The sequence below is a fragment of the Streptomyces sp. NPDC003300 genome (assembly GCF_040610915.1).
GTDB lineage: Bacteria > Actinomycetota > Actinomycetes > Streptomycetales > Streptomycetaceae > Actinacidiphila.
In genome coordinates this window covers 77,176-100,285 of the sequence record NZ_JBEXNE010000006.1, presented here as the reverse complement: position 1 = coordinate 100,285, position 23,110 = coordinate 77,176, and the positions used below count along the sequence as shown (strand labels likewise).

The window sequence follows — 23,110 nt, the reverse complement described above, 5'->3', positions numbered from 1 at the left end:
GCCGGTTGACGGCCGGTCCCCTGTCGGTCCACTGGCGCGCGGTATTGCCGACAACGTGTGTGCAAAAGGAGGTGGCGGCCGGGTTTAGGGTGAAGCGGAAACGCTTGGAGGCATGGGCAATTGGCGAATGTGAAACAGGGCCGTTGCATTGTCGGATCGCGCGGGAGCGACCTCGCCAGGGCACAAGTGCGTGAATATCTGGCGCCGTTGAGGGAGCGGTTTCCCGAGGTGACCTTCACGCATCGGGTGATCGTGGAGGGCGGCGACCGCGACCGGCGCTCACCGCTGGCCAACGTGTCGGCGGTGAGCGGCGGTTCGGCGTTCAGCACCGAGCAGGAGGCCGCGCTGGCGCGCGGTGACGTGGATGTGGTCGTCCACTCCCTCAAGGACCTGCCGACGTCGAATCCGCCGGGCCTGACGCTGTTGCCGCCGCCGGGGCGGGAGGACGTGGCCGACGCGCTGTGCGGGGCGACGCTCGCCGGGCTGCCGGAGGGGGCCAGGGTCGGTACGGGGGCGGCCCGCCGGATCGGCCAGCTCCTCGCCGTACGCCCTGACGTGCGGATCGTGCCGATTCGCGGCAACGTACCGCCGCGCCTGGAGAAGCTGGCGACCGAGGGGCTGGACGCGGTCGTGCTGGCCCTGGCGGGTCTGCGCCGCCTCGGTCTCGACGGCGCTGTGAGCGAGGTGCTGCCGCTCGGCCTCTTCCCGCCGAGTCCGGGCCAGGGCGCCCTCGGCATCCAGATCCGCGCGGACGACACCGCCGTACGCGACCTGCTCGCCTGCGCGGGTGACGCCTCCGTCGACGCGCGGGTCCGCGCCGAACGCGCCTTCCTCGCCGAATTGCACGGCGGGTGCAGCGTTCCGGTCGGGGGTTACGCCGAATTGGACCCGGCCGGAAATCTGCGGCTGTTCGGACAGGTCACGTCTCTCGACGGCAGGACGCAGATTTCCGCCACCGTCAGCGGTCCGGCGCAGCGGCCGGAAAGGCTCGGAAGGGAATTGGCCGCGGAACTCGTCGCGCGGGGCGCCCATTCCCTGCTCGACGCGGCGCGCCACCCCGACGCGTGACGCGACTGGCGGCCGTACCGCCGCCCGGCGCGCGACGCGACCCGCGGCCGTACCGCCGCCCGGCGCGTGACCTGACCGGCGGCCGTGCCGCGCCTTACGCGCGGACCGCCGGGGACATCCGGCAGGAGACGCCGATCCGGTTCCAGGCGTTCATGGTGACGCACATGGCCAGGAGGCGGGGGAATTCGTCGGCGTCGAAGAGCCGGGCCGCCTCGTCGAAGACGGCGTCGGGGACGCCGTGGTCACCGAGGTGGGTGACGGCCTCGGCCAGGGCGAGGGCGGCGCGCTCGCGGGCGGTGAAGAAGGGCGTCTCGCGCCAGACGGTGACGCCGTACAGCTTCTGCTCGGTGAGGCCGAGGGCGCGGGCGTCGGCGCTGTGCTTGTCGACGCAGTAGGCGCAGCCGTTGAGCTGGGAGACGCGGACGCGGACGAGTTCGCGGACGGCGGGGTCGAGGCCGCGGGCGGCGGCCTTGTCGAGGGCGGCCATGGCCGCGTAGAAGTCGGGGGCCTTGTCGTTGAGGTCGATCCGGCGCGCGGGCGCGGGAACGGTAGCGGTGTCGTCGGTCGTCGTCATGCCTCCACCGTAGGAGGAAAGTGGCTCCATGCCGTGGTCCACTTGGAGCATGAACGACTGGGCCACTCGCGGTGAGCGCACCGCCGACTACGACCTGCTGCTCGACCTCCCCGCCGCGCGGGCCGCGGCGGGCGGCGGCGCGCGGGCCGGTCTTGAGCGGGCCCTGCGCGAGGCCGTGCGCGACGGCCGCCTCTCCCCCGGTACCCGCCTGCCGTCCAGCCGGGTGCTGGCCGGGGATCTGGGCCTCGCGCGCAACACGGTCGCGGACGCGTACGCGCAGCTCGTCGCCGAGGGGTGGCTGACCGCGCGGCAGGGCTCGGGCACGACGGTGGCGCCGCGCCCGGCCGCGGTCCCCGGCCGGGCGGGGCGCGCCCCCGTGCGCCGTACGCCCGTCACCCCGGTCGAGCTGGTGCCGGACAACGCGACCGGCCTCCCGTACAGCCTGTGGCCCGGCTCGCCCGACCTGTCGTCCTTTCCGCGCGCCGCGTGGTCGGCGGCGGCGCGGCGGGCGCTGGCGGCGGCGCCGAACGAGGCGTTCGGGTACACCGACCCGCGCGGGCGGCCGGAGTTGCGGGCGGCGCTGAGCACGTATCTCGCGCGGGTGCGCGGGGTGCGGACCGACCCGGAGCACCTGATGATCTGCACGGGGTACGTGCAGGGCGTCGGCCTGCTGGCCCGCGCGCTGTACGGCCGGGGCGCCCGCCGGATCGCCGTCGAGGCGCTGGGCTTCCCGGACACCCGAACGCTGCTGCGCACGGCGGGACTTGAGACGGTGCCGCTGGACGTGGACGGCGACGGGGCGCGGGTGGACCGCCTGGACGGCTCGGCGCAGGCGGTGCTGCTGACCCCCGCGCACCAGTTCCCGACCGGTGTGCCGCTGTCCCCCGGGCGCCGGACGGCCGTCACGGGGTGGGCGCGGAGCACCGGCGCGGTGATCCTGGAGGACGACTACGACGGGGAGTTCCGCTACGACCGGCAGCCCGTCGGCGCCCTCCAGGGCCTCGCGCCCGGACACGTCGTGTACGCGGGCACGGCCAGCAAGAGCCTCGCGCCTGGCCTGCGGCTGGCGTGGCTCGCGCTGCCGCCGCACCTGCTGGACGCGGTCGTGCGCGAGAAGCGGATGGCCGACCACCACTCGCCGGTGCTCGACCAGTTGACCCTCGCCGAATTCATCGGATCGGGCGCGTACGACCGCCACGTACGCCGCATGCGCCTGCACTACCGCGCCCGCCGCGACCGCCTGGTGGCGGCCCTGGCCGAACACGCCCCCCACGTCCGCGTCTCCGGCATCGCCGCGGGCCTGCACGCCGTACTCGAACTCCCCCCGGAGACCGGCCCGTTGCAAGCCCTCGTGGACCGCGCCCACGCCCTCGGCCTGGCCCTCAGCGGCCTCCCCGTCTACGGCGCCCCGACCGCCCACGCCCCCACTTCCCTCGTCATCGGCTACGCCACGCCCCCCGACCACGCCTTCTCCGGCGCCCTCTCCCGCCTGTGCGAGGTCCTGGCGCCCGGGTAAGTGGGCCGACGGAGACGGGAGTCGGGGTCAGGCGGAGAGGGTGAGGAGGACTTCGTCGATGTCCTCACCGCGGGCGTTCGCGAAGCCGCGGTCGGTGCCGGTGGGGTGGAAGCCGCATTTGCGCAGGACGCGGATCGAGCCGGGGTTGTCGGCGGCGGCGCGGGCGTGCAGGGGGCGTTCGGGGGCGACGGCGAGGAGTTGGCGGAGGGCGGCGGTGGCGGCGCCGCGACCCCAGAACTCGCGGCCGATCCAGTACGTGACCTCGCGCTCCTCGGGCGGGCCGTAGACGGCGGCGTGGCCGACGACCGTACCGTCGGAGGCGGCGACGACCGTGCGGTTGACGACGCCGGGGGTGGCGCGGACGCGGGCCCAGTGGGCGTGGAAGCGGGCGCTGTCCGACGGGTCCTCGGCGGTGAACGCGGCCATCCGTACCGCCTCGGGGTCCTGCATCTGAACGAAGAAGACGGGCAGGTCCGAGTCGCGTACCTCGCGCAGGATGACGTCCATGGGGCAAACGTAAGGGGCCCCGCACCAGGGCGGGACCCCTTACCGACGGAAAAGAGGCGGGACTCAGATGAGGCCCAGCTCGCGCACGGCGGCGCGCTCCTCTTCCAGCTCCTTCACGGACGCGTCGATGCGCGCGCGGGAGAACTCGTTGATCTCCAGGCCCTGGACGATCTCGAAGGCGCCGTTCTTCGTGGTGACCGGGAAGGACGAGATGAGACCGGCCGGGACGCCGTAGGAGCCGTCGGAGACGATGCCCATGGAGGTCCAGTTGCCCTCCGCGGTGCCGTTGACCCAGGTGTGGACGTGGTCGAGGGCGGCCGACGCGGCGGAGGCGGCGGAGGACGCGCCACGCGCCTCGATGATCGCGGCGCCGCGCTTGGCGACGGTCGGGATGAAGGTGTCGGCCAGCCACTGCTCGTCGTTGACGACCTCGGCGGCGTTCTTGCCCGCGACCTCGGCGTGGAAGATGTCGGGGTACTGGGTCGCCGAGTGGTTGCCCCAGATGGTGAGCCGCTTGATCTCCGAGACCGGCACGCCGGTCTTCTTCGCGAGCTGCGCGACCGCGCGGTTGTGGTCCAGGCGGGTCATCGCGGTGAAGCGCTCGGCCGGTACGTCGGGGGCGGCGGACTGCGCGATGAGCGCGTTGGTGTTCGCCGGGTTGCCGACGACCAGGACCTTGATGTCGTCGGCCGCGTGGTCGTTGATGGCCTTGCCCTGCGGCTTGAAGATGCCGCCGTTGGCCTCCAGCAGGTCGCCGCGCTCCATGCCCTTGGTGCGCGGGCGGGCGCCGACCAGCAGCGCGACGTTCGCGCCGTCGAAGGCCACGTTCGGGTCGTCGGTGATGTCGATGCCCTGGAGGAGCGGGAAGGCGGCGTCGTCCAGCTCCATCGCGGTCCCCTCCGCGGCCTTCAGGCCCTGGGGGATCTCCAGCAGACGGAGCCTCACCGGCACGTCCGCGCCGAGCAGGTGGCCCGAGGCGATGCGGAAGAGGAGGGCGTAGCCGATCTGGCCTGCCGCTCCGGTGACGGTGACGTTGACGGGGGTGCGAGTCATTGCCTTCTCCTGGCCTTTTCCTGCGGGTACCTGGCATTGCCGCCCCGGCAGTGGCCCGAGCGGCCCCGGAACGTGACTCTCTCGTCGTCAAGAGAGCCGTCTGTCAGGCTATCGCGCGGCGGCGCCGCCGGTGACGCGAGGGCGTGTGGCCCCGGTCACCGGGAAGGCCGCCGGGTGACGTTCCCGTGCCGCGCGGGACCCGCGTCCGCGCCTCCGCGCGGTGCGCCGCGGGTCCGCGCGTCTCAGCCCTGGCCGCCCAGGCAGAGGTTGACGACGAGCAGGCCGAGGCACAGGCCGCCGCGGCCGGTGGCGGTCGCGGTCGGGGACGGCGGACCCGTGGGCGTATCCGTAGGAGAAACGGTTCCTCCGGAGGCGGGCGCCGAAGGGGACCCGGAATCGGTCGGTACGGTGCCGGGAGCGCCGCCGCCCGGCGCGCTGCCGGGGCCCGCGCCGTGGGTGGCCGTGGCACCGGGTGTTCCCGGCGGACCGGCGGACGGGGAGCCGTCGCCCGTCATCACCGTCACCGAGGGCTCGGCCGCGGGGGCGGTTCTTCCCGGCGCGCCGCCCGTGCCGGGCGACGTACGTGGCGCCGCGCCCTTCGCTCCCGGCGTCAGCGGCGCGCCCGCCCGGTCGGTCACCGTCGGCGCCGCCTCGGGCGCCGGGGCCCGCCCGGTGCTCGGGCCAGCCGCGAGCAGCACCGTCACCGCCGCGCCGATCGCCAGCACCCCCGCCGTACCGAACAGCAGCGCCCTGCGACGGCGGTTGCCCGGCAGACCCTCCTCCGGGCCCAGCGGGTCCAGCGGATCGGGATGCGGTACGGGTTTGCCCCGGCCCCTGTCGCCGGTGCCGGTCGCGGCCTTCTCCGCCAGTTTCCACAGCGCGCCGACCCGGTCGTAGTCCGCGCCGCTCGCCTGCGCCAGCACCTCCACCGCGTCCAGCGGCGGCAGTTGCCTGCCGTTGAGGTACTTCTCCCACGACTCCGCGGACTGCGCCGTGCGCGCCGCCAGCGCCGGGACCGTCAGGCCGCCGCGGTCCTTCATCCGGCGTAACTGCACGGCCAGCCGCCGCACATCCACCGGAATCCGCTCCGCCAACGGCTCCCACTGCCCCATCGTGCCCCCTATCTCAACGAGTCCCCCGCCGGGGGCAACGCTAGAACGGGTGTCCCCTTGTCGGGTGGACTTTCCGGACAGCGTCCCCGAACTCGTCCGGACCTGCTATTGCCGGGTGCCGGGCCCCGGCCGCCTCCGAGGCCAGCCCTTCGTCCGCGCCACCGCAGTCGCGGCCCAGCGCCCGCCCCGGGGGATGCGCCCCGCCAGGGGCGCGAGGAACTGCGCGGCCAGCCCCCACCGGCCGGTGGTCCGGGGACAACCGAATTGCCCCGCCGGGGCCGGTGGTGACCTAAGCGGAGCGCCCACGCGGCGGCGCCCCCAAAGAACCTGGCCCCGCGTCAGCCCACCGTTCCGGGCTACCGCACCGAGAAGTGGATGATGTCCTCCAGGAACGGAATCCTGATCAGCGGATCCGGCTGCGCCATCAGCGCCAGCAGCACGATCGCGAGACCGAACAGCCCGTACGTGATCACATCAGTGAACCGGCTGCGGACCGCGAGCATGCCGACCGCCGTCACGCCCCAGCGCAGCGCGGCGCCGACCAGCAGCGACGCCCCGATCACGATCGTGCCCGCGCGGAAGGCGCCGGCCGCCGTGACGATCAGCCCGATGGCCGCGCCGCAGATGACCAGCAGGATCGGCCACTGCCGGGCGGGCGCGGGGGCGTCCTTGCCCGCCGCCCGGCCGCCGCCCTCGGGACGCGCGGTGGTCCTGCCGGGCCCGGCCTCGTGCCTGCCGTGCTCCCCGGTGAATCCGGCCGCCTGTCCGAGGGAGTGCCCAGAGGAGTGCCCGGAGGACGAGGGCGCGGGCACCGGCGCCGACGCCGGGCCCGAGCCGTTCTCACGGCCCTCCCCCGGCGTCCGGCCGGTCCCCGGCCCCCCGGCGCCGAAGTCCGCGGCCCCTGCCGCGGGACCCGGATCAGCCGACATCGCCCGCGGCCCGCTCGGACGCCTCCACCACGTTCTGGAGGAGCAGCGCCCGCGTCATCGGGCCGACGCCACCGGGGTTCGGCGAGATCCAGGCGGCCACCTCGGCCACGCCCGGATGCACGTCGCCGACGATCTTGCCGTTCTCGTCGCGGCTCACGCCGACGTCCAGGACGGCCGCGCCCGGCTTCACGTCCTCCGGCTTGATGATGTGCGGCACACCGGCGGCAGCCACGACGATGTCGGCCTGCCGCAGATGCGCGGAGAGGTCACGGGTGCCGGTGTGGCACAAGGTGACCGTCGCGTTCTCCGACTTACGGGTCAGCAGCAGGCCGATCGAGCGGCCCACGGTGATGCCGCGGCCGACCACGACCACGTCGGCGCCGTTGATCTCCACGCCGTGGCGGCGCAGCAGCTCCACGATGCCGTTGGGGGTGCAGGGCAGCGGCCCGGTCTCGTTGAGCACGAGTCGGCCGAGGCTCATCGGGTGCAGCCCGTCCGCGTCCTTGGCCGGGTCCATCAGCTCCAGCACCCGGTTGGTGTCGATGCCCTTGGGGAGCGGGAGCTGCACGATGTAGCCGGTGCAGGCCGGGTCCGCGTTCAGCTCGCGGACGACCGCCTCGATCTCCTCCTGCGTGGCGGTGTCCGGGAGTTCACGCTGGATGGAGCCGATGCCCACCTGCGCGCAGTCGCGGTGCTTGCCCGCGACGTACCACTTGCTGCCCGGGTCGTCGCCGACCAGCAGCGTGCCGAGGCCGGGGGTGATCCCGCGGGCCTTCAGCGCCTTGACGCGTTCGGCGAGTTCGGACTTGATCGCGGCGGCGGTGGCCTTGCCATCGAGAATCTGGGCGGTCATGCCCGCCATTCTCGCGGATCGGACCCGCGCCGGACCAATCCGCCCCCGGCGCGAACCCCGCCTGGGTGTCACCTGAGCGCCGCCTGTGCCGTGCCCGGCGCCCGCCGGCCCCCGCCGACGCCCGGACGGGTGCCTCGACCGGTGCCCCGGCCGCTGCCCCGACCGCCGCACCGTGGAGGCACCGTCCCGACCTCGGTCCGACACCTCTGGTCCCTTGCGCGCCGGGGCACAGGGGCCCCACGATGTGGCCTCGTCCCCCGATTGGGCCAGTACGACGGATATACGACGGATGCGGTCCGGCCGCCGCCGTCCCGACCGGCCCTGTCGTCCCAGCCGCGCGCGTAAGGAAGCAGCACGTGAGCCAACCCCCCGGCCCTCCCGGCCCCGGAAACCCGTACGGCGGACCGTCCCAGCCGCCGCAGCAGCCGCCCTACGCGCAGAACCCGTACGGCCAGGGCGTCCCGCAGCAGCCGGGCCCGTACCAGCAGCAGCCCGGCGGCTACCCCGGATACCCGCAGCAACAGCAGCAGCCCGGCGGCTACGGCTACCCCGGCGGCGGCTACCCGGGCCAGGCGCCGTACGGCTACCCGCAGGGGAACCTGCCGCCCGGCATGCCCCCGCTGGCCGGTTGGGGCGCCCGGCTCGGTGCCACGCTGCTCGACGCGCTGATGTTCAACCTCGTACCGGGCGGCCTGGTCATCGCGGGCTACACCCAGATGTCCGTCAAGCTCGCCGACCGCTGGCAGGACTGCGACGACGCGGGCATCCCCCGCGACGCGTGCCCCAACCCGCACGTCTCCGGCGGTTCCGTCGCGCTGATCCTCATCGGCGGCCTGCTCAGCCTCGTCGCCATGCTCTTCCTCTGCTACCGCGAGGGCAGCACCGGGCAGACCCCCGGCAAGAAGATCGTCGGCATCCGCCTCCTGCGCGAACACGACGGCTCCACCCTCGGCTTCGGCCTCGCCTTCGGCCGCCGCCTGCTCCACGTCCTGGACGGCCTGCCGTGCTACCTCGGGTTCCTCTGGCCGCTGTGGGACGCGAAGAAGCAGACCTTCGCCGACAAGATGGTCCACACCGTGGTCATCAAGGACCAGTCCTGACCGACCCCGCGCTGACGCGGGGCGGCGTGCGCGGGGGGGGCGGGGAACCGCGCGGCCGGCCCCACCGGCCGGTGGTCCGAAGACCACCGGTCCGCCCCGCCGGGGCCGGTGGTGACGTGCGAGCACGTCACGGCCGGGCGCGCGGTCCCCGCGCCCTGTGAAGGATCGGCGTACCGCCAGGGTCCTAGTGGAAGAAGTGCCGCGTCCCCGTCAGGTACATCGTGACTCCCGCCTTGGCCGCCGCCTCGATGACGGCTTCGTCGCGGATGGACCCGCCCGGCTGGACGACGGCGGCGACCCCGGCGGCGGTGAGGACCTCGAGCCCGTCGGGGAACGGGAAGAAGGCGTCGGAGGCGGCGTAGGAGCCGGTGGCGCGCTCGGCCCCGGCGCGCTCGACGGCGAGCCTGGCGGAGTCGACCCGGTTGACCTGCCCCATGCCGACGCCGACCGTGGCGCCGCCCTTCGCGAGAAGAATGGCGTTGGACTTGACGGCGCGGCAGGCGCGCCAGGCGAAGGCCAGTTCGGCGAGCTGGGCCGCCGTCAGCGCGTCCCCGGTGGCGAGGGTCCAGGTCTCGGGGTCGTCGCCCTCGGCCTGGAAGCGGTCCTTGGCCTGGACGAGGAGGCCGCCCTCGATGGGCTTGTACTCGGTGACGGTCTCGGGCCCGTCGGCGCAGCGCAGGACGCGGATGTTCTTCTTGCGCGCGAGGATCTCGACGGCGCCGTCCTCGTACCCGGGCGCGACGATCACCTCGGTGAAGATCTCGGCGACCTGCTCGGCCATGGCCACCGACACGGGCCGGTTGACGGCGATGACGCCGCCGTACGCGGAGACCGGGTCGCAGGCGTGCGCCTTGCGGTGGGCGTCGGCGACGTCCGTGCCGACCGCGATCCCGCACGGGTTGGCGTGCTTGATGATCGCGACGCAGACGCCCTCGTGGTCGTACGCGGCACGGCGGGCGGCGTCGGTGTCGACGTAGTTGTTGTACGACATCTCCTTGCCGTGCAACTGCTCCGCCCCGGCCAGCCCCTTTCCGCTGCCGTCGCTGTAGAGCGCGGCGCCCTGGTGCGGGTTCTCGCCGTAGCGCAGCGTCTGCTGGAGGTCGTACGTCTGCCCGCTGAACTCGGGGAACTCCTCGTTGGACGCATAGCCGTCCAGGAACCAGGAGGCGACGGCCACGTCGTACGCGGCGGTGTGCTGGAACGCCTCGGCGGCGAGCCGCTTGCGGGCAGCGAGGTCGAAGCCGCCGTCGCGGACGGCGGCCAGGACGTCGGCGTACCGGTTCGGGCTGACGACGACGGCGACCGACGGGTGGTTCTTGGCGGCGGCGCGGACCATCGAGGGGCCGCCGATGTCGATCTGCTCGACGCACTCGTCGGGGCTCGCGCCCGAGGCGACGGTCTCCTTGAACGGGTAGAGGTTGACGACGACCAGCTCGAACGGCTCGACACCGAGTTCGGCGAGCTGCCGCTGGTGGTCGGGCAGGCGCAGATCGGCGAGGATGCCCGCGTGGACGCGCGGGTGCAGCGTCTTGACCCGGCCGTCCAGGCACTCGGGGAAGCCGGTCAGCTCCTCGACCTTGGTGACGGGGACGCCCGCGGCGGCGATCTTCGCGGCGGTCGACCCGGTCGACACCAGTTCCACCCCCGCCTCGTGGAGACCGCGGGCCAGGTCTTCGAGACCCGTCTTGTCGTAGACACTGATCAGCGCGCGACGGATGGGCTTATTCACCGACATGAACCTTTCGTCCCTCAATGCGGTAGCCGTGGCGCGCCAGGCGCCCCACGGTCTCGACGAGCAGTCGTCGCTCGACTTCCTTGATGCGCTCGTGGAGCGCGTCCTCCGTGTCGTCCGGCCGGACCTCGACCACGCCCTGGGCGATGACCGGGCCGGTGTCGACGCCGTCGTCGACGAAGTGGACGGTGCACCCGGTCACCTTGGCGCCGTACGCGAGCGCGTCGCGTACGCCGTGGGCGCCGGGGAAACTCGGCAGCAGCGCGGGGTGGGTGTTGATGATCCGGCCGCCGAACCTGGCCAGGAACTCCTTGCCGACGATCTTCATGAAGCCCGCGGAGACGACGAGGTCGGGCGCGTACCGCGCCGTGGCCTCGGCGAGCGCGAGGTCCCAGGCGGCGCGGTCCTCGTGGTCCTTGACGCGGACGACGAAGGTGGGCAGGCCCGCGCGGACGGCGCGGTCCAGGCCCGCGATGCCGTCGCGGTCGGCGCCGACGGCGACCACACGGGCCCCGGCCCCGTACGAGGGATCGGCCTCGATGGCGTCGAGCAGCGCCTGGAGATTGGTCCCCGAACCGGAGACGAGGACGACGAGACGGGCGGGGGTGGAGGCGTGTGCGGGCGCGGCCACTGGCGGTGCTCTCTCGTTTAGAGGATCGTACGAGTCGGAGGCCGATCGGATGACGGGGAACCCTACGAGGCCGCCGACCGTCAGCAACGATACCGGCACTCCCGGCGGCCCCCACGGGACGGGGGAGCGCGCGGACGGTAGCGTCTGCCGGGAGAGCGGCACTTCGCGCGCCCCGCACGCGGGCGTAAGTGACGCATCTGACAGGGATGGCACATCGTCGTACGGTCGTTGCAAGACGTCAGTACACGTCGGTACAAGCCGAAGAAGGAGTCGAGCCCAAGGGGATGGCGCATCACATCATGAGCAGCGGCCGTATTCGTCTCGCGCTGCGCGCGCCCGAGGGCGATCAGCAGGACAATCCCTTCGCGCCGCCGCCGGAGGGCGCGCCCGACCGTCCGTGGCAGCCGCGACAGCAGCCCTCGGACGGTTCGTCGAAGGAGGGCTCGTCGGAGGGCTCGTCGGAAGGCGGCTCCGGGGACAAGCCGGAGGGTCCGCCCCCGCCACCGCACGGCGCGCCCACCGCGTGGGGCCACGGGTGGAGCAATCAGCAGCCCCAGGGCGGACGCCCTGACCCGTTCGGACGCAGGCCGGAGCAGGGCGGCGGTCCCACCGGACCCGCGGGCAGCGGCCCGCGCTTCGACCCCACCGACCCCGCACAGCGGCGGTCGCGCTATTCGCTGGTCTGCGGCGGCTGGGGACTGATCTTCGCCCTCCTGGGCTGGACCCCGGTCGGGCTCCTGCTCGGCGCGCTCGCCCTCTACTGGGGGATCTCCGCGCTCCGCATGAGCCCGCAGGACCGGGCCAAGGCCCGCGCCGAGGCGGCCTCCGCCCTGGCCGACGCCACCCAGACGCCCCGGCCCGCCCCGCCCGCGCCCGGGCCCGACGCCCAGCGCTCCTTCGTCACCGCGGCCTGGAGCGGCATCATCACCAGTGCCGTGACGCTCGCGCTGGTCGTCACCACGTACTCCTTGCAGTACGCCTACCGCGATTACTTCACCTGCAAGAGCGACGCCCTCACCACGCCCGCGTCGCACTCCTGCCAGAATCTCCTCCCCAGCCCCCTCCGCGACTTCCCCGGCCTCCGCTGACCCCCTCCGGGGGGCGGCGCGTGACCCCCGGTCCCGTATCCGCCGAGCGTCCGCCCGGTGGGGGCTTGTCGCGCAGTTCCCCGCGCCCCTACGGGGCTCGACCTCTTCTGCCGGGCGCAGACGAAGGGCCTGCTTTTCAGGGGCGCGGGGAACTGCGCGGCGAGCCCCCACCGGGGGCGCGGGGGAGAACCGGCCCCGGCGGGGCAGACGCTGTGGGTTCTCGGGCTGAAAGCCCGGCGGGGGGCCTACTCGGGCCCGGGGTCCGGCTCGGGCCGGGGGACGACGGGGGCCGGGGCGGCGATCGGAGCAGGCGGCAGCGTCGGCATGGGAGGAACGGCCGGAGGCGGCGGCTCCGCAGGAAGAGGCGGTGGAACCGCAGGCACCGGGACCTCGGCGGACGCCGAAACGGCGCGGGTCGGCCGCAAGGCGGCGACACGGCGCCGCACCGCGGGGCCGCACCGCCCCCAGAGCCCGCGCGCGGCGCGCGCGGTGGCGGCAGGCCAGCCGAGGGGCCGCAGGGCCCGGACCCAACCGGCCCAGGTCCGGGGACGGAAGACCGCGGCCCCGTCCCGGTGCCAGCGCAGCGCCACGGCCCCGGGCGCACCGAGCAGCAGCGTCCAGGCGAGCGCGGCGAGGCCGGCGGCCCACCAGGAGGGGCCGAAGGCGGCGAGGGTGACGGTGCCGAGGGGCCCGCCCGACACGGCGGCGAGCAGCGCGAAGGCGACCCCGGTGACGAGGGCCGCCACCGAGGCCACCGAGGCCGTACGCCGCAGGCTCCACGCGTCGGCGGCGCGCCCCACGGACCGGGCGACGAGAACCCCCGCGCAAACGGGCACGGCGAGGGTGGCCCACCCGACGAACCCCCCGCTCCCCTCGTCCGGCAACGCGGCGAGCAGCGGAAATCCGGGCAGCGTCGGATAGCCGGAGGCCCCGGCGGGAGCGACCGCGCTGCCGACGCCGACGGCGAACCCCGGCCCGAGCGCGTACGAGGCCCCCCAGACGGCGAGGTTGGGGACGAGCGCGACCGCGACGAGCAGGACGGCGAGCTGTCCGGCCGGTGGCGCGCTGAGCTGCGCGAAGGTCCGCCCGGCGGCCCCGGCGTGCCACGCGAGGGCGGCGGCGCCGATGAGCGCGCCGCCGCCGATGACGACGCCCACCGCCGTCCCGGCGGCCCGCAGCGCGACGACGGCCTCCCGGCCGTACGGCCCGACCCGCGCGAGTGACGGCCGCCCGCACCCCGACCACGCCCCGGCGGCGGTCACGGCGGTCGCGAAGAGCGGCACGTAGAGCAGCGCGGCGAGGACGTCGACGCGGAAGGACCCGCCCGCGGCGTACGCGACGGCGCCGGACGCGGCGGCCAGGTATCCGCCGAGCAGCCAGCCCGCGGTGGCGGCCACCGTACGGACGTCGGCCGCGGGCCGCGGGCCGTCCTCGCCCCCGGCCGCCGTGCGGACCGCGGAGGCCGCGGCGCGGAAGAGCAGCCAGCCCGGCAGGGCGGTGAGCAGCAGCGGGGTCACACCGATGGGCGCGGCGGCGCCGGAGAGCGTCTCCGTACGGACCAGGTCGGCGCCCTGGGCCAGCAGCCACAGGGCGGCGCCGACGTGCAGGGCGCCGCCGAGGCCGCTGTCGGGGAAGGGCGAGGCGATCCAGAGCAGGAGGACGACGGCGCCGAGGACGCCGAGGCCGAGCCCGGCGGCGACCGCTCCCCCGGCGAACGCGGTGGCGCGTGCCGCCGCGACCCGCCGGGCAGCGGCCTCGGCGGACAGTGCCGCGATGCGATCGGTCGTATGGGTCACGGCGACCCATGGTGCCAACAACACCCGTTTCGCCCCGGCAGCGGGCGAAAGGTCGTCGTGTCGCACATGATGGGCGCTATGTGTCCTTTTTTCACACTGTCACATGTACGGGTATCCGTACGAGCACGGGTACGGCGTGACGGCTCGGGGTCGCCGCGGTGAGCGCCCGCAGGCGCACCGGCGGGACACAGTCACCGCCCAAGCCCGTACCGGCCAAGCAGAAGCCGACGTCGCGGCAGCGGCAGAAACCGCCGTCGTCCGGCGCGCCCGCACCTGCCGCGGACCCGGCTCCGCCTGAGAGCCCCGCGGGTCCCGCGCCCAAGAGACCGGCGCCCGAGGGGCCGGCCGCGAAGAGCCCGCCGTCCAAGAGCCCCGCGGCGAAGACCCCTCCGCCCACGGCTCCGGCGCGCAAGAGGCCCCCGCGCTCCCCCGCGCCCACCCGTGAGCCGGTCGGTCTGGGCCGCGTGGCGGTCGTCGCCGCGCCCGTCGTGGCACAGGCCCCGCCGGTGCTCCCCGGCCCGAGCCCCGAGGCCGCCTTCGACGCGCTGTACGCGCACTGCGCGGACCCGCTCGTACGCCAGGTCCTGGTCCTGACCGGCAGTCCGCGGCTCGCCGACGACGCCGTGGCCCGCGCCTTCGACCAGGCGTGGCAGCGGTGGCCGGAGGTGGCGCGGGACGCCGATCCGGTCGGCTGGCTGCGCGCGAACGCCTACGCGTTCGCCCTCGCGCCCTGGCAGCGCTGGGTCCCGGCCCACCGCCGCGAACCCGCCGCCCCGGCCGCCCCCGCCCCCTTGGCGGCGGCCCTGCTGCGGCTGCCGCCCGAGCACCGCCGCGCCCTGCTCCTCTACGACGGCCTCGGCCTCGATCTGCCCGGCACCGCCGCCGAGACCGAGTCCAGTACGCCCATCACCGCGGCACGCATCACCCACGCGCGGGCCGCCCTGACCACGGCGCTGCCGGAACTCTCCGAGGACGGCCAGCCCCTGTCCGTGGAACTCGGCGCGCTGCTCGCCGACGAGCAGGACGACGCCGCGCCCGCGCGTACCCGGAAACCGGCCGCCGTACGGGACGCGAGCGAGCGCGGTGTACGGCGGCGTACGGTCGCGGCCTTCGCCCTGACCGCCCTGATCGTGACGGCCACCGTCGTGACCATGGCGGTCGCGCCCGACCACAGCAAGCCGGTGCCGCCCCGGCACGCCCGCGAGGCGGGCCAGAACCGCGCCGACACCCCCGGCGCCCCGGGCCACGCCCCCTCCGACGACCCGGCGCGCGCGGCAGCGGACGCACGCACCGACGTACCCCCGCGCGTCCCGCCCCGCGTCCCCCCGGCCGCACACCGCAACCCCCGCCCCGGCCTACGGGACGTGCACGGGGCACGACTCCGCCCGGACACCGGCAAACCGCCGCTGCCCTGAGGACTTGGCCGCGGGCGCGGTCCGGGCGGGGACGGGCAGCGGCGAACGGCCGCTGGGCCGAGCTCCGTCCGCGCGACGCGGAAACGGCGCGGGTCCGGCCCCTTCCGAGGAAGGGAACCGGACCCGCGCCGTGTGGCGTGCCGAGCCGACCGCAGGTCAGCCGGCCAGGATCGACCGCGCGAGGCGCGCCGTCTCGGACGGCGTCTTGCCGACCTTGACGCCCGCGGCCTCCAGGGCCTCCTTCTTGGCCTGCGCCGTGCCGGAGGAGCCGGAGACGATGGCGCCCGCGTGGCCCATCGTCTTGCCCTCGGGCGCGGTGAAACCGGCGACGTAGCCGACGACCGGCTTCGTCACGTTCTTCTCGATGAAGGCCGCGGCCCGCTCCTCGGCGTCGCCGCCGATCTCGCCGATCATGACGATCAGGTCGGTGTCGGGGTCGGCCTCGAACGCGGCGAGCGCGTCGATGTGCGTGGTGCCGATGATCGGGTCACCGCCGATGCCGACGGCGGACGAGAAGCCGATGTCGCGCAGCTCGTACATCATCTGGTACGTCAGGGTGCCGGACTTGGAGACCAGGCCGATGCGGCCGGGCTTGGTGATGTCGCCCGGAATGATGCCCGCGTTGGACTGGCCGGGGGTGATCAGGCCGGGGCAGTTCGGGCCGATGATCCGGGTCTTGTTGCCCTTGGCCTGGGCGAGCGCCCAGAACGCGGCGGAGTCGTGCACCGCGACGCCCTCGGTGATCACCACGGCGAGCGGGATCTCGGCCTCGATGGCCTCGACCACGGCGTCCTTGGTGAACTTCTCCGGGACGAAGATGACCGTCACGTCCGCGCCGGTGGCCTCGATGGCCTCCTTGACGGAGCCGAAGACCGGGACCTCGCCCTGGTCGAAGGAGACGGTGGTGCCCGCCTTGCGCGGGTTGACGCCGCCGACGATGTTCGTGCCGTCGGCGAGCATGAGCGTGGTGTGCTTCATGCCGGTGGCGCCGGTCATGCCCTGGACGATGACCTTGCTGTCCTTGGTCAGGAAGATAGCCATGGTTGTCGGTGTCCTCGTCCCTTACTTCGCAGCCAGCTCGGCGGCCTTGTCGGCCGCTCCGTCCATGGTGTCCACGCGCTGTACCAGCGGGTGGTTCGCGTCGGACAGGATCTTGCGACCCAGCTCCGCGTTGTTGCCGTCCAGGCGTACGACCAGCGGCTTCGTGACGTTCTCACCCTTGGACTTGAGCAGCTCCAGGGCCTGCACGATGCCGTTGGCGACCTCGTCGCAGGCGGTGATGCCGCCGAAGACGTTGACGAAGACGGACTTGACGTCCGGGTCGCCGAGGATGATCTCCAGGCCGTTGGCCATCACCTCGGCGGACGCGCCGCCGCCGATGTCCAGGAAGTTGGCGGGCTTCACGCCGCCGTGCGCCTCACCGGCGTAGGCGACGACGTCGAGGGTGCTCATGACGAGCCCCGCGCCGTTGCCGATGATGCCGACCTCGCCTTCCAGCTTCACGTAGTTGAGGCCCTTGGCCTTGGCCTTCGCCTCCAGCGGGTTGGCGGCGGCCTTGTCCTCGAGCGCCTCGTGCTCCGGCTGCCGGAACGCGGCGTTCTCGTCGAGCGAGACCTTGCCGTCGAGCGCGACGATCTTGCCCTCGCCGGTCTTGACCAGCGGGTTGACCTCGACCAGCAGGGCGTCTTCCTTGACGAAGACGGTCCAGAGCTGCTGGAGGACGGAGGCGACCTGGTCGGCGATGTCGGCCGGGAACTTCGCGGCGGCGACGATCTCGGCGGCCTTCTCCGGAGTCACACCCTCCAGGGCGTCGACCGGGACCTTGGCCAGCGCGTCCGGGTTCTCCTCGGCGACGACCTCGATCTCGACACCGCCCTCGACGGAGGCCATGGCGAGGAAGGTGCGGTTGGTGCGGTCCAGCAGGAAGGAGACGTAGTACTCCTCCTTGATGTCCGCGGTCTCGGCGAGCATCACCTTGTGGACCGTGTGGCCCTTGATGTCCATGCCCAGGATCGCGTCGGCCTTGGCCACCGCGTCGGCCGGGTCGGCGGCCAGCTTCACGCCACCGGCCTTGCCGCGGCCGCCCACCTTGACCTGAGCCTTGACGACCGCACGGCCGCCCAGTCGCTCCGCCACCTCGCGCGCCGCCTCAGGCGTGTCGATGACTTCACCGGCCAGCACCGGTACACCGTGCTTGGCGAAGAGGTCCCTCGCCTGGTACTCGAACAGGTCCACGCGCGTCCGTCTCCCTTTTCCCTGGTTTCCAGGGTTCCTGGTTTCCCTGGAATTCAGCATTTCGCAAGCTGCTGCCGCCTGATGTGTGCGGCGCTGCGTGCGTTTCTGCCTGATCTGCCTGGGCGTGCCGCTACGGGCAGGGCGACTGCACTGTCACAAGGGAAGCGCACACGGTGACCGAGTACGCGGCATGTCCGTCTCGCAGGTTATCGCCGAGGGCGGTGACGGGCTAAATCGCAGATCACATGTGGGCGGTGAGAACGGTCACAGATCACCGTCCGGGTCCGTTCCCGATCGTCGTTCACGCCTCCGGTATCGGAATCGGGCGTTTCTCGATCGCCGCTGCCATCACATCGGGAAAGAGGTCGGGGGTGCAGGCGAACGCGGGAGCGCCGAGGGCGGCGAGCGCGGCGGCGTGGTCGTGGTCGTAGGCGGGCGCGCCCTCGTCGGACAGCGCGAGCAGCGCCACGAACTGGACGCCGGCCGCCTTCATGGCCGCCACCCGCTTCAGCATCTCGTCGCGGATACCGCCCTCGTAGAGATCGCTGATCAGTACGACGACGGTTTCGGCCGGACGGGTGATCAGGCCCTGGCAGTACGCGAGCGCCCGGTTGATGTCGGTGCCGCCGCCGAGCTGGGTGCCGAACAGCACGTCCACCGGGTCGTCCAGCTCGTCGGTGAGGTCGACGACGGCGGTGTCGAAGACGACGAGCTTGGTGGCGATCGACCGCATCGAGGCCAGGACGGCGCCGAAGACGGACGCGTAGACGACGGAGGCGGCCATCGAACCCGACTGGTCGATGCAGAGGACGACGTCCTTCTTCACCGCCTGGTCGGCGCGGCCGTAACCGATCAGCCGCTCGGGCACGACGGTGCCGTGCTCGGGCAGGTAGTTCTTGAGGTTGGCGCGGATCGTACGGTTCCAGTCGATGTCCCGGTGCCGGGGGCGGCTGACCCGCGCCGAGCGGTCGAGCGCGCCGGTGAGGGTGGCGCGGGTCCGGGTGGCGAGCCGCTTCTCCAGGTCGTCCACGACCTTGCGGACCACCATCCGCGCCGTCTCCTTGGTGGTGTCGGGCATCGCCTTGTTCAGCGACAGCAGCGTGCCGACCAGGTGCACGTCGGCCTCCACGGCCTCCAGCATCTCCGGCTCCAGCAGCAGCGCCGACAGCCCGAGCCGGTCGATCGCGTCCCGCTGCATCACCTGGACGACGGAGCTGGGGAAGTACGTACGGATGTCGCCGAGCCAGCGGGCCACTTGCGGCGCGGAGCCGCCGAGGCCCGCCGAACGGTCCGCCCCGCGCCCCGAGGCGCTGCCCGTGCCGCCGTACAGCGCGCCGAGAGTACGGTCCATCGCCGCGTCCCTGCCGGTCAGTTCGCACCCGGTGCCGTCGGCGCCCCCGCCGCCGAGCACGAGCCGCCAGCGGCGCAGCCGCTCATCGGTGTCAGTCATCTGCCTGGTCCCCCTCGTTGGTCAGCCTGGCGGCGAGATCGGTCGTGGTGGTCGTGCCCAGCAGCAGCCGGACGGTGTGCAGGACGGCGTCGGCGCGGGCCGCGTCGAGGCCGGTGCCGAAGCCGGGCAGGCCCGGGTCCGACGCGGTGGCCGGGCGGCGCGCCGCCGAGGGGCCGCGCCGCACCAACTCCCCCACGCTGCGCCGCACTCCGGTCTCGAAGTCCGCGAAGGTCCGCCGCAGCAGGGGCAGCACGTCGTTGAACGCCGTCGCCGGTACGGCCGCCAGCCAGCCGTCGACCAGCGCCAGCAGCCGCTCGTCGTGCACCAGCAGCATCCCGCCGCCGGACAGGAACCCCTCGATCCACGCGGCCCCCTCCGCGGGCCCCGTCCCCGGCGACAGCGCCAGCCCCATCAGCCGCGCCGCGTCCTCCGCCTCGATCCGCCCGTCGTCCATGAGCAGCCGCGTCGCGGCCCCCCGCAGCAGCCCGGGTATCGCCCCGTCCCGCTCGGCCAACCCCCGCAGCGTCCCCGCCCACCGCTCCCGAAGGTCCCCCCCAGAAACATCCCCCCGCCCCCGCGCGCTGGCCCCGGAGACCAGCGCGGTGCCGGAGGCGGGTGCGGTGCCGGGTGCGGGTGCGGTGCCGGGCGCGGGTGCGGTGCCGGAGGCGGGTGCGGGTGCGGGTGCGTCCGTCTGCGCCGGGCCAACCGCAGGTCCTGGGCCGACCGCAGGGTGCGGGGTCGGGGAGGGGAGGAGGCCGATCGCGCGGTGGACCTCGTCCATGTGGGTGCGCAGCGCCGCCGCGCCGTCGGCGTCGAGGCCGACGCAGGCCGGGGGGAAGCCGACGCAGATACGGGAGGCCAGACCCTCCGCGACCTCGCCGAGGGCGGCGGAGTCGGTGCCGCGGACGTCGCCGTACCGGACGGCACGGACCAGCGCGGGCAGCGCGGCGGCGAGGTGGGAGACGTCGGCGTCGAGCGCGGCGCGGTCGGCGAGGACGCGCATGACGACGGGGAGCGCGTCGGACAGCCCGGCGAGCAGGCACTGTTCGGCGACCGAGGTGACGGCGGCCAGCGCGTCGCTGTGCACGGCGGCGTCCTCGGCCTTGGCCGTGGCGGCCGACCCCACGGTGGTGCCCCAGATCCCGGCCTCGGCGATCCGTACCGCCAGCTCCGGCTCCCAGCGCAGCCGCCACGTCTCACGGAAGGTGCCCTTGCCGTGCCGGGCGACGGCCGGTTCGCCCCAGCCGATGCCGAGCATCGTCAGGCGGTGCAGCAGGCGGCTGCGGCCCGCGTCCATCTCCTTGCGCAGGTCCAGCTCCAGCTCCTTCTCCAGCGCCTCGGGCTTGAGCCGGAGCCTGCGCTGCTCGCGGGCGAGGTCACGGGCGAGCGGCACCGCGGGCGCGTCCGGCGGGACTTCGCCGAGCACGTCGCCGACGACCAGCCGGTCCTGGATCAGCGCGAGCGGCACGTCGGAGCCGTCGCACATCACCGCGCGGACCGCGTCGGTGGTCTCGCCGAGACCGGCCAGCGGGCGGCCCCGCATCGCGGCGAGCGTGTCGGCCAGCCGTACCGCCTCGATGACGTGGGCCGAGGAGACCGGCAGGTCCTCCTCCCTGAGCAGCCCCGCCACCTTCGTCATCCAGCGGGTCACCGGGCGGTCCCGCGCGGTGAACAGGTGCCGGTACCAGCCCGGCGAGTCGATGCCCGCGCCGTAGCCGCTGGCCCTGGCCAGCCGACGGTGGGTCCACGGCACCCAGGTCGTCTCGACCTTCGCCTTGGGCAGGCCCTTGAGGAGCTGCCGGTCGGCGGTGGCCGTCGTCCGCTCCGTGAGGGCGGGCACGTGCCAGGCGCCGCAGACCACCGCCGTCCGCTCGTACGCCTTGCGCGCCTCGCGGACCCGCAGCCGCATGTGGGCCTCGCGCAGCGGGTCCTGGGCGTGGCCGCCGTCGCCGTAGGTCTCGCGGATCGCCGCCATGGCCTCGGCGAGCGCCGCGAAGGGGACGAGCGGGTCGCCGTCGCCGTCGCCGTCCGCCGTGCCGCCGCGGTGCTCGACCGCGTCCTCCCACCAGCGCTCCGGGTCGTCGTACCCGGCGGCCCTGGCGAGGACGGCCAGCGGGTCGATCCGCGCGGCAGCAGCCGCCCCGCCGTCGTCCGTATCCCCTCCGGCCGCCTCCCCCTCGGCGGGCTGCTGCCCTTCCTCTCCTTCTCGCACCGGCCCCCGTACCGGCCCTTCCGCGTCCGGGCCGCCGGCCGCGGCCTCCTCTTCCTCCGCGGCGGCGCGCAGCGCGAGGGTGTGCGCGGCCGGGAGGTCGATGAAGCGGACATCGGCGCCCGCCCGCGCGGCCCACCGGATCGCCACCCACTCGGGCGAGAATTCGGCGAAGGGCCAGAACCCGGCCCGCGCCGGGTCGTCCACCACGTGCGCCAGCAGCGCGACGGGCGGGCGCATCGCGGGGTCGGCGGCCAGCGCGAGCAGCGCGTCGGCCTCCGGCGGCCCCTCGATGAGCACGGCCTGCGGCCGGTACGCGTCGAGCGCGGCCCGCACCGCCCGCGCGGACCCGGGCCCGTGGTGCCGTACTCCGAGCAGTACGAGGTCGTCGCCGTAGTGGCCGCCCGCACCGCCGCGGACGACGGCGGCGGGCACCGCCCCGGCCCGGAGTCCTTCCGCCGTGCGGTCCTCCGGCCCGCTTCCGGCCGCCGTCGCACCGTCCTCCGCGCGACCGGGCGCCGCCGTACCGTCAGCCGTCCGCGTGCCGCCCGCCGCGCGGTCACCCGTCGTCGTGCCGCCGGTGGCGGCGTCCATGACCGTCATGCCGACACCTCGCGGCAGGCGCGGTAGAAGTCCTTCCAGCCGTCCCGCTCGCGGACGACCGTCTCCAGATACTCGTGCCAGATCAGCCGGTCGGCGGCCGGGTCGCGGACGACGGCGCCGAGGATGCCCGCGGCGACGTCACCGGCCCGCAGCACGCCGTCCCCAAAGTGGGCCGCGAGCGCGAGGCCGTTGGTGACCACGGAGATCGCCTCGGCCGTGGAGAGCGTGCCCGAGGGGGACTTGAGCTTGGTGCGGCCGTCCTCGGTGACGCCGCCGCGCAGTTCGCGGAAGACGGTGACGACCCGGCGGATCTCGGTGGCGCCCTCCGGGGCGGCCGGAAGGTCGAGGCCGCGGCCAAGCTGGTCGACCCGGCGGGAGACGATGTCGATCTCGTCCTCGGCGGAGGCGGGCAGCGGCAGCACGACCGTGTTGAAGCGGCGGCGCAGCGCGCTGGAGAGGTCGTTGACCCCGCGGTCGCGGTCGTTGGCGGTCGCGATGAGGTTGAAGCCGCGTACGGCCTGTGTCTCGGCGCCCAACTCCGGTATCGGCAGGGTCTTCTCGGACAGGATCGTGATCAGCGAGTCCTGGACGTCCGCCGGGATGCGGGTCAGCTCCTCGACGCGCGCGAGCCGGCCCTCGGCCATCGCCCGCATGACGGGGCTGGGCACCAGCGCGTCCCTGCTGGGGCCGTTGGTGAGGAGCTGCGCGTAGTTCCACCCGTAGCGGATGGCCTCCTCGGGGGTGCCCGCGGTGCCCTGCACCAGCAGCGTCGAGTCGCCGCTGATCGCGGCGGCGAGGTGTTCCGACACCCAGGTCTTCGCGGTGCCCGGCACGCCGAGCAGCAGCAGCGCCCGGTCGGTGGCGAGCGTGGTCACGGCCACCTCGACGATCCGCCGCGGGCCCACGTACTTCGGTGTGACGACCGTGCCGTCGGGCAGTGTCCCGCCGAGCAGGTAGGTGGCCACGGCCCAGGGCGAGAGATTCCACCGGGCGGGGCGCGGCCGGTCGTCCGCCGCGGCGAGCGCCTTGAGCTCGTCCGCGAACGCGTCCTCCGCGTGCGGCCTCAGGGCCTGCTCGGCGCCGGTGCCGCTGTCGGTCTCGGCACCCGTCGTACCGGTCATGGCTCTCCCCCACTCATCCGTCGGACCCGCGTGGTCCGAGCTGTTCTCCACGATGCACCCGACCACTGACAATCGGTCACAGCGCGCGATCCGCGCAGGTCAGAGCGATTGTCAGTGG

Annotated in this window: 19 protein-coding genes; 5 read left to right on the top strand and 14 right to left on the bottom strand. The window is 74.2% G+C overall.

Features of this window, described 5'->3' with window-relative positions:
- Window positions 1-129: 129 nt before the first annotated feature.
- The gene (gene hemC, locus ABZX65_RS11355) at window positions 130-1,068 is read left to right on the top strand and encodes a hydroxymethylbilane synthase (protein ID WP_355337197.1); all 939 of its coding nucleotides are present in this window, start codon (window positions 130-132) and stop codon (window positions 1,066-1,068) included.
- 94 nt (window positions 1,069-1,162) lie between these two features.
- On the opposite strand, the gene ABZX65_RS11350 is transcribed toward hemC, so the two are convergent.
- The gene (locus ABZX65_RS11350; protein WP_355336852.1) at window positions 1,163-1,642 is read right to left on the bottom strand and encodes a carboxymuconolactone decarboxylase family protein; all 480 of its coding nucleotides are present in this window, start codon (window positions 1,640-1,642) and stop codon (window positions 1,163-1,165) included.
- Between the two features lie 28 nt (window positions 1,643-1,670).
- Here ABZX65_RS11350 and ABZX65_RS11345 point away from each other — a divergent pair, with 28 nt between their 5' ends.
- A complete protein-coding gene (locus ABZX65_RS11345; protein ID WP_355336851.1) occupies window positions 1,671-3,158 on the top strand; it encodes a PLP-dependent aminotransferase family protein in 1,488 nt (495 codons plus the stop codon).
- A 27-nt stretch (window positions 3,159-3,185) separates the two neighbouring features.
- Here the strand turns inward: ABZX65_RS11345 and ABZX65_RS11340 are convergent, their stop codons facing one another.
- The 5 genes from ABZX65_RS11340 to ABZX65_RS11320 all read right to left on the bottom strand — a co-directional run bounded on the left by ABZX65_RS11340 (window position 3,186) and on the right by ABZX65_RS11320 (window position 7,612).
- Entirely contained in the window at window positions 3,186-3,665 is a 480-nt protein-coding gene (locus tag ABZX65_RS11340) for a GNAT family N-acetyltransferase (RefSeq protein ID WP_355336850.1), read from the bottom strand.
- 63 nt (window positions 3,666-3,728) lie between these two features.
- The gene (locus ABZX65_RS11335) at window positions 3,729-4,718 is read right to left on the bottom strand and encodes a malate dehydrogenase (protein WP_355336849.1); all 990 of its coding nucleotides are present in this window, start codon (window positions 4,716-4,718) and stop codon (window positions 3,729-3,731) included.
- A gap of 242 nt (window positions 4,719-4,960) precedes the next feature.
- Window positions 4,961-5,830, bottom strand: a complete 870-nt coding sequence (locus tag ABZX65_RS11330) for a helix-turn-helix domain-containing protein (RefSeq protein WP_355336848.1) — start codon at window positions 5,828-5,830, stop codon at window positions 4,961-4,963.
- A 356-nt stretch (window positions 5,831-6,186) separates the two neighbouring features.
- Entirely contained in the window at window positions 6,187-6,759 is a 573-nt protein-coding gene (locus tag ABZX65_RS11325; protein WP_355336847.1) for a DUF3017 domain-containing protein, read from the bottom strand.
- Window positions 6,749-7,612, bottom strand: a complete 864-nt coding sequence (locus ABZX65_RS11320) for a bifunctional methylenetetrahydrofolate dehydrogenase/methenyltetrahydrofolate cyclohydrolase (protein WP_188283507.1) — start codon at window positions 7,610-7,612, stop codon at window positions 6,749-6,751. The genes ABZX65_RS11325 and ABZX65_RS11320 overlap by 11 nt, the downstream gene beginning before the upstream one ends.
- A 356-nt stretch (window positions 7,613-7,968) precedes the next feature.
- Here ABZX65_RS11320 and ABZX65_RS11315 point away from each other — a divergent pair, with 356 nt between their 5' ends.
- A complete protein-coding gene (locus ABZX65_RS11315; RefSeq protein ID WP_355336846.1) occupies window positions 7,969-8,712 on the top strand; it encodes an RDD family protein in 744 nt (247 codons plus the stop codon).
- A gap of 184 nt (window positions 8,713-8,896) precedes the next feature.
- On the opposite strand, the gene purH is transcribed toward ABZX65_RS11315, so the two are convergent.
- Entirely contained in the window at window positions 8,897-10,447 is a 1,551-nt protein-coding gene (gene purH / locus ABZX65_RS11310; RefSeq protein ID WP_355336845.1) for a bifunctional phosphoribosylaminoimidazolecarboxamide formyltransferase/IMP cyclohydrolase, read from the bottom strand.
- Window positions 10,434-11,075, bottom strand: coding sequence for a phosphoribosylglycinamide formyltransferase (gene purN / locus ABZX65_RS11305; protein WP_355336844.1), 642 nt, complete (start codon window positions 11,073-11,075; stop codon window positions 10,434-10,436). Before purN ends, purH begins: the two co-directional genes overlap by 14 nt.
- 284 nt (window positions 11,076-11,359) lie before the next feature.
- Here purN and ABZX65_RS11300 point away from each other — a divergent pair, with 284 nt between their 5' ends.
- The gene (locus ABZX65_RS11300) at window positions 11,360-12,163 is read left to right on the top strand and encodes a hypothetical protein (RefSeq protein WP_355336843.1); all 804 of its coding nucleotides are present in this window, start codon (window positions 11,360-11,362) and stop codon (window positions 12,161-12,163) included.
- Between the two features lie 245 nt (window positions 12,164-12,408).
- Here ABZX65_RS11300 and ABZX65_RS11295 read toward each other — a convergent pair whose 3' ends face one another.
- Window positions 12,409-13,959 carry a DUF6350 family protein gene (locus ABZX65_RS11295; RefSeq protein ID WP_355336842.1) on the bottom strand — a complete coding sequence of 517 codons (1,551 nt, stop codon included), beginning with the start codon at window positions 13,957-13,959 and terminating at the stop codon, window positions 12,409-12,411.
- Between the two features lie 464 nt (window positions 13,960-14,423).
- Between ABZX65_RS11295 and ABZX65_RS11290 the strand changes: the two genes are divergently transcribed.
- Window positions 14,424-15,374, top strand: a complete 951-nt coding sequence (locus tag ABZX65_RS11290; RefSeq protein ID WP_355336841.1) for an RNA polymerase subunit sigma-70 — start codon at window positions 14,424-14,426, stop codon at window positions 15,372-15,374.
- 156 nt (window positions 15,375-15,530) lie between these two features.
- Here the strand turns inward: ABZX65_RS11290 and sucD are convergent, their stop codons facing one another.
- The 5 genes from sucD to ABZX65_RS11265 form a co-directional block, all read right to left on the bottom strand.
- On the bottom strand, window positions 15,531-16,415 hold the full coding sequence (gene sucD, locus ABZX65_RS11285) for a succinate--CoA ligase subunit alpha (RefSeq protein WP_355336840.1): 885 nt from the start codon (window positions 16,413-16,415) through the stop codon (window positions 15,531-15,533).
- A 21-nt stretch (window positions 16,416-16,436) separates the two neighbouring features.
- Entirely contained in the window at window positions 16,437-17,609 is a 1,173-nt protein-coding gene (gene sucC, locus ABZX65_RS11280) for an ADP-forming succinate--CoA ligase subunit beta (protein WP_355336839.1), read from the bottom strand.
- 301 nt (window positions 17,610-17,910) lie between these two features.
- A complete protein-coding gene (locus ABZX65_RS11275) occupies window positions 17,911-19,059 on the bottom strand; it encodes a VWA domain-containing protein (protein ID WP_355336838.1) in 1,149 nt (382 codons plus the stop codon).
- Complete coding sequence (locus ABZX65_RS11270; RefSeq protein ID WP_355336837.1) at window positions 19,052-21,871, bottom strand: DUF5682 family protein; 2,820 nt, start codon at window positions 21,869-21,871, stop codon at window positions 19,052-19,054. The genes ABZX65_RS11275 and ABZX65_RS11270 overlap by 8 nt, the downstream gene beginning before the upstream one ends.
- Complete coding sequence (locus tag ABZX65_RS11265; protein ID WP_355336836.1) at window positions 21,868-22,992, bottom strand: AAA family ATPase; 1,125 nt, start codon at window positions 22,990-22,992, stop codon at window positions 21,868-21,870. The genes ABZX65_RS11270 and ABZX65_RS11265 overlap by 4 nt, the downstream gene beginning before the upstream one ends.
- Between the last annotated feature and the right edge of the window lie 118 nt (window positions 22,993-23,110).

Bases quoted from the DNA above. Each gene is read 5' to 3' on its own strand.
- ABZX65_RS11350 (WP_355336852.1), bottom strand. From the start codon at position 1,642: ATGACGACGACCGACGACACCGCTACCGTTCCCGCGCCCGCGCGCCGG.
- ABZX65_RS11345 (WP_355336851.1), top strand. From the start codon at position 1,671: ATGCCGTGGTCCACTTGGAGCATGAACGACTGGGCCACTCGCGGTGAG.
- ABZX65_RS11340 (WP_355336850.1), bottom strand. From the start codon at position 3,665: ATGGACGTCATCCTGCGCGAGGTACGCGACTCGGACCTGCCCGTCTTC.
- ABZX65_RS11335 (WP_355336849.1), bottom strand. From the start codon at position 4,718: ATGACTCGCACCCCCGTCAACGTCACCGTCACCGGAGCGGCAGGCCAG.
- ABZX65_RS11330 (WP_355336848.1), bottom strand. From the start codon at position 5,830: ATGGGGCAGTGGGAGCCGTTGGCGGAGCGGATTCCGGTGGATGTGCGG.
- ABZX65_RS11325 (WP_355336847.1), bottom strand. From the start codon at position 6,759: ATGTCGGCTGATCCGGGTCCCGCGGCAGGGGCCGCGGACTTCGGCGCC.
- ABZX65_RS11320 (WP_188283507.1), bottom strand. From the start codon at position 7,612: ATGACCGCCCAGATTCTCGATGGCAAGGCCACCGCCGCCGCGATCAAG.
- purH (WP_355336845.1), bottom strand. From the start codon at position 10,447: ATGTCGGTGAATAAGCCCATCCGTCGCGCGCTGATCAGTGTCTACGAC.
- ABZX65_RS11300 (WP_355336843.1), top strand. From the start codon at position 11,360: ATGGCGCATCACATCATGAGCAGCGGCCGTATTCGTCTCGCGCTGCGC.
- sucD (WP_355336840.1), bottom strand. From the start codon at position 16,415: ATGGCTATCTTCCTGACCAAGGACAGCAAGGTCATCGTCCAGGGCATG.
- ABZX65_RS11275 (WP_355336838.1), bottom strand. From the start codon at position 19,059: ATGACTGACACCGATGAGCGGCTGCGCCGCTGGCGGCTCGTGCTCGGC.
- ABZX65_RS11270 (WP_355336837.1), bottom strand. From the start codon at position 21,871: ATGACGGTCATGGACGCCGCCACCGGCGGCACGACGACGGGTGACCGC.
- ABZX65_RS11265 (WP_355336836.1), bottom strand. From the start codon at position 22,992: ATGACCGGTACGACGGGTGCCGAGACCGACAGCGGCACCGGCGCCGAG.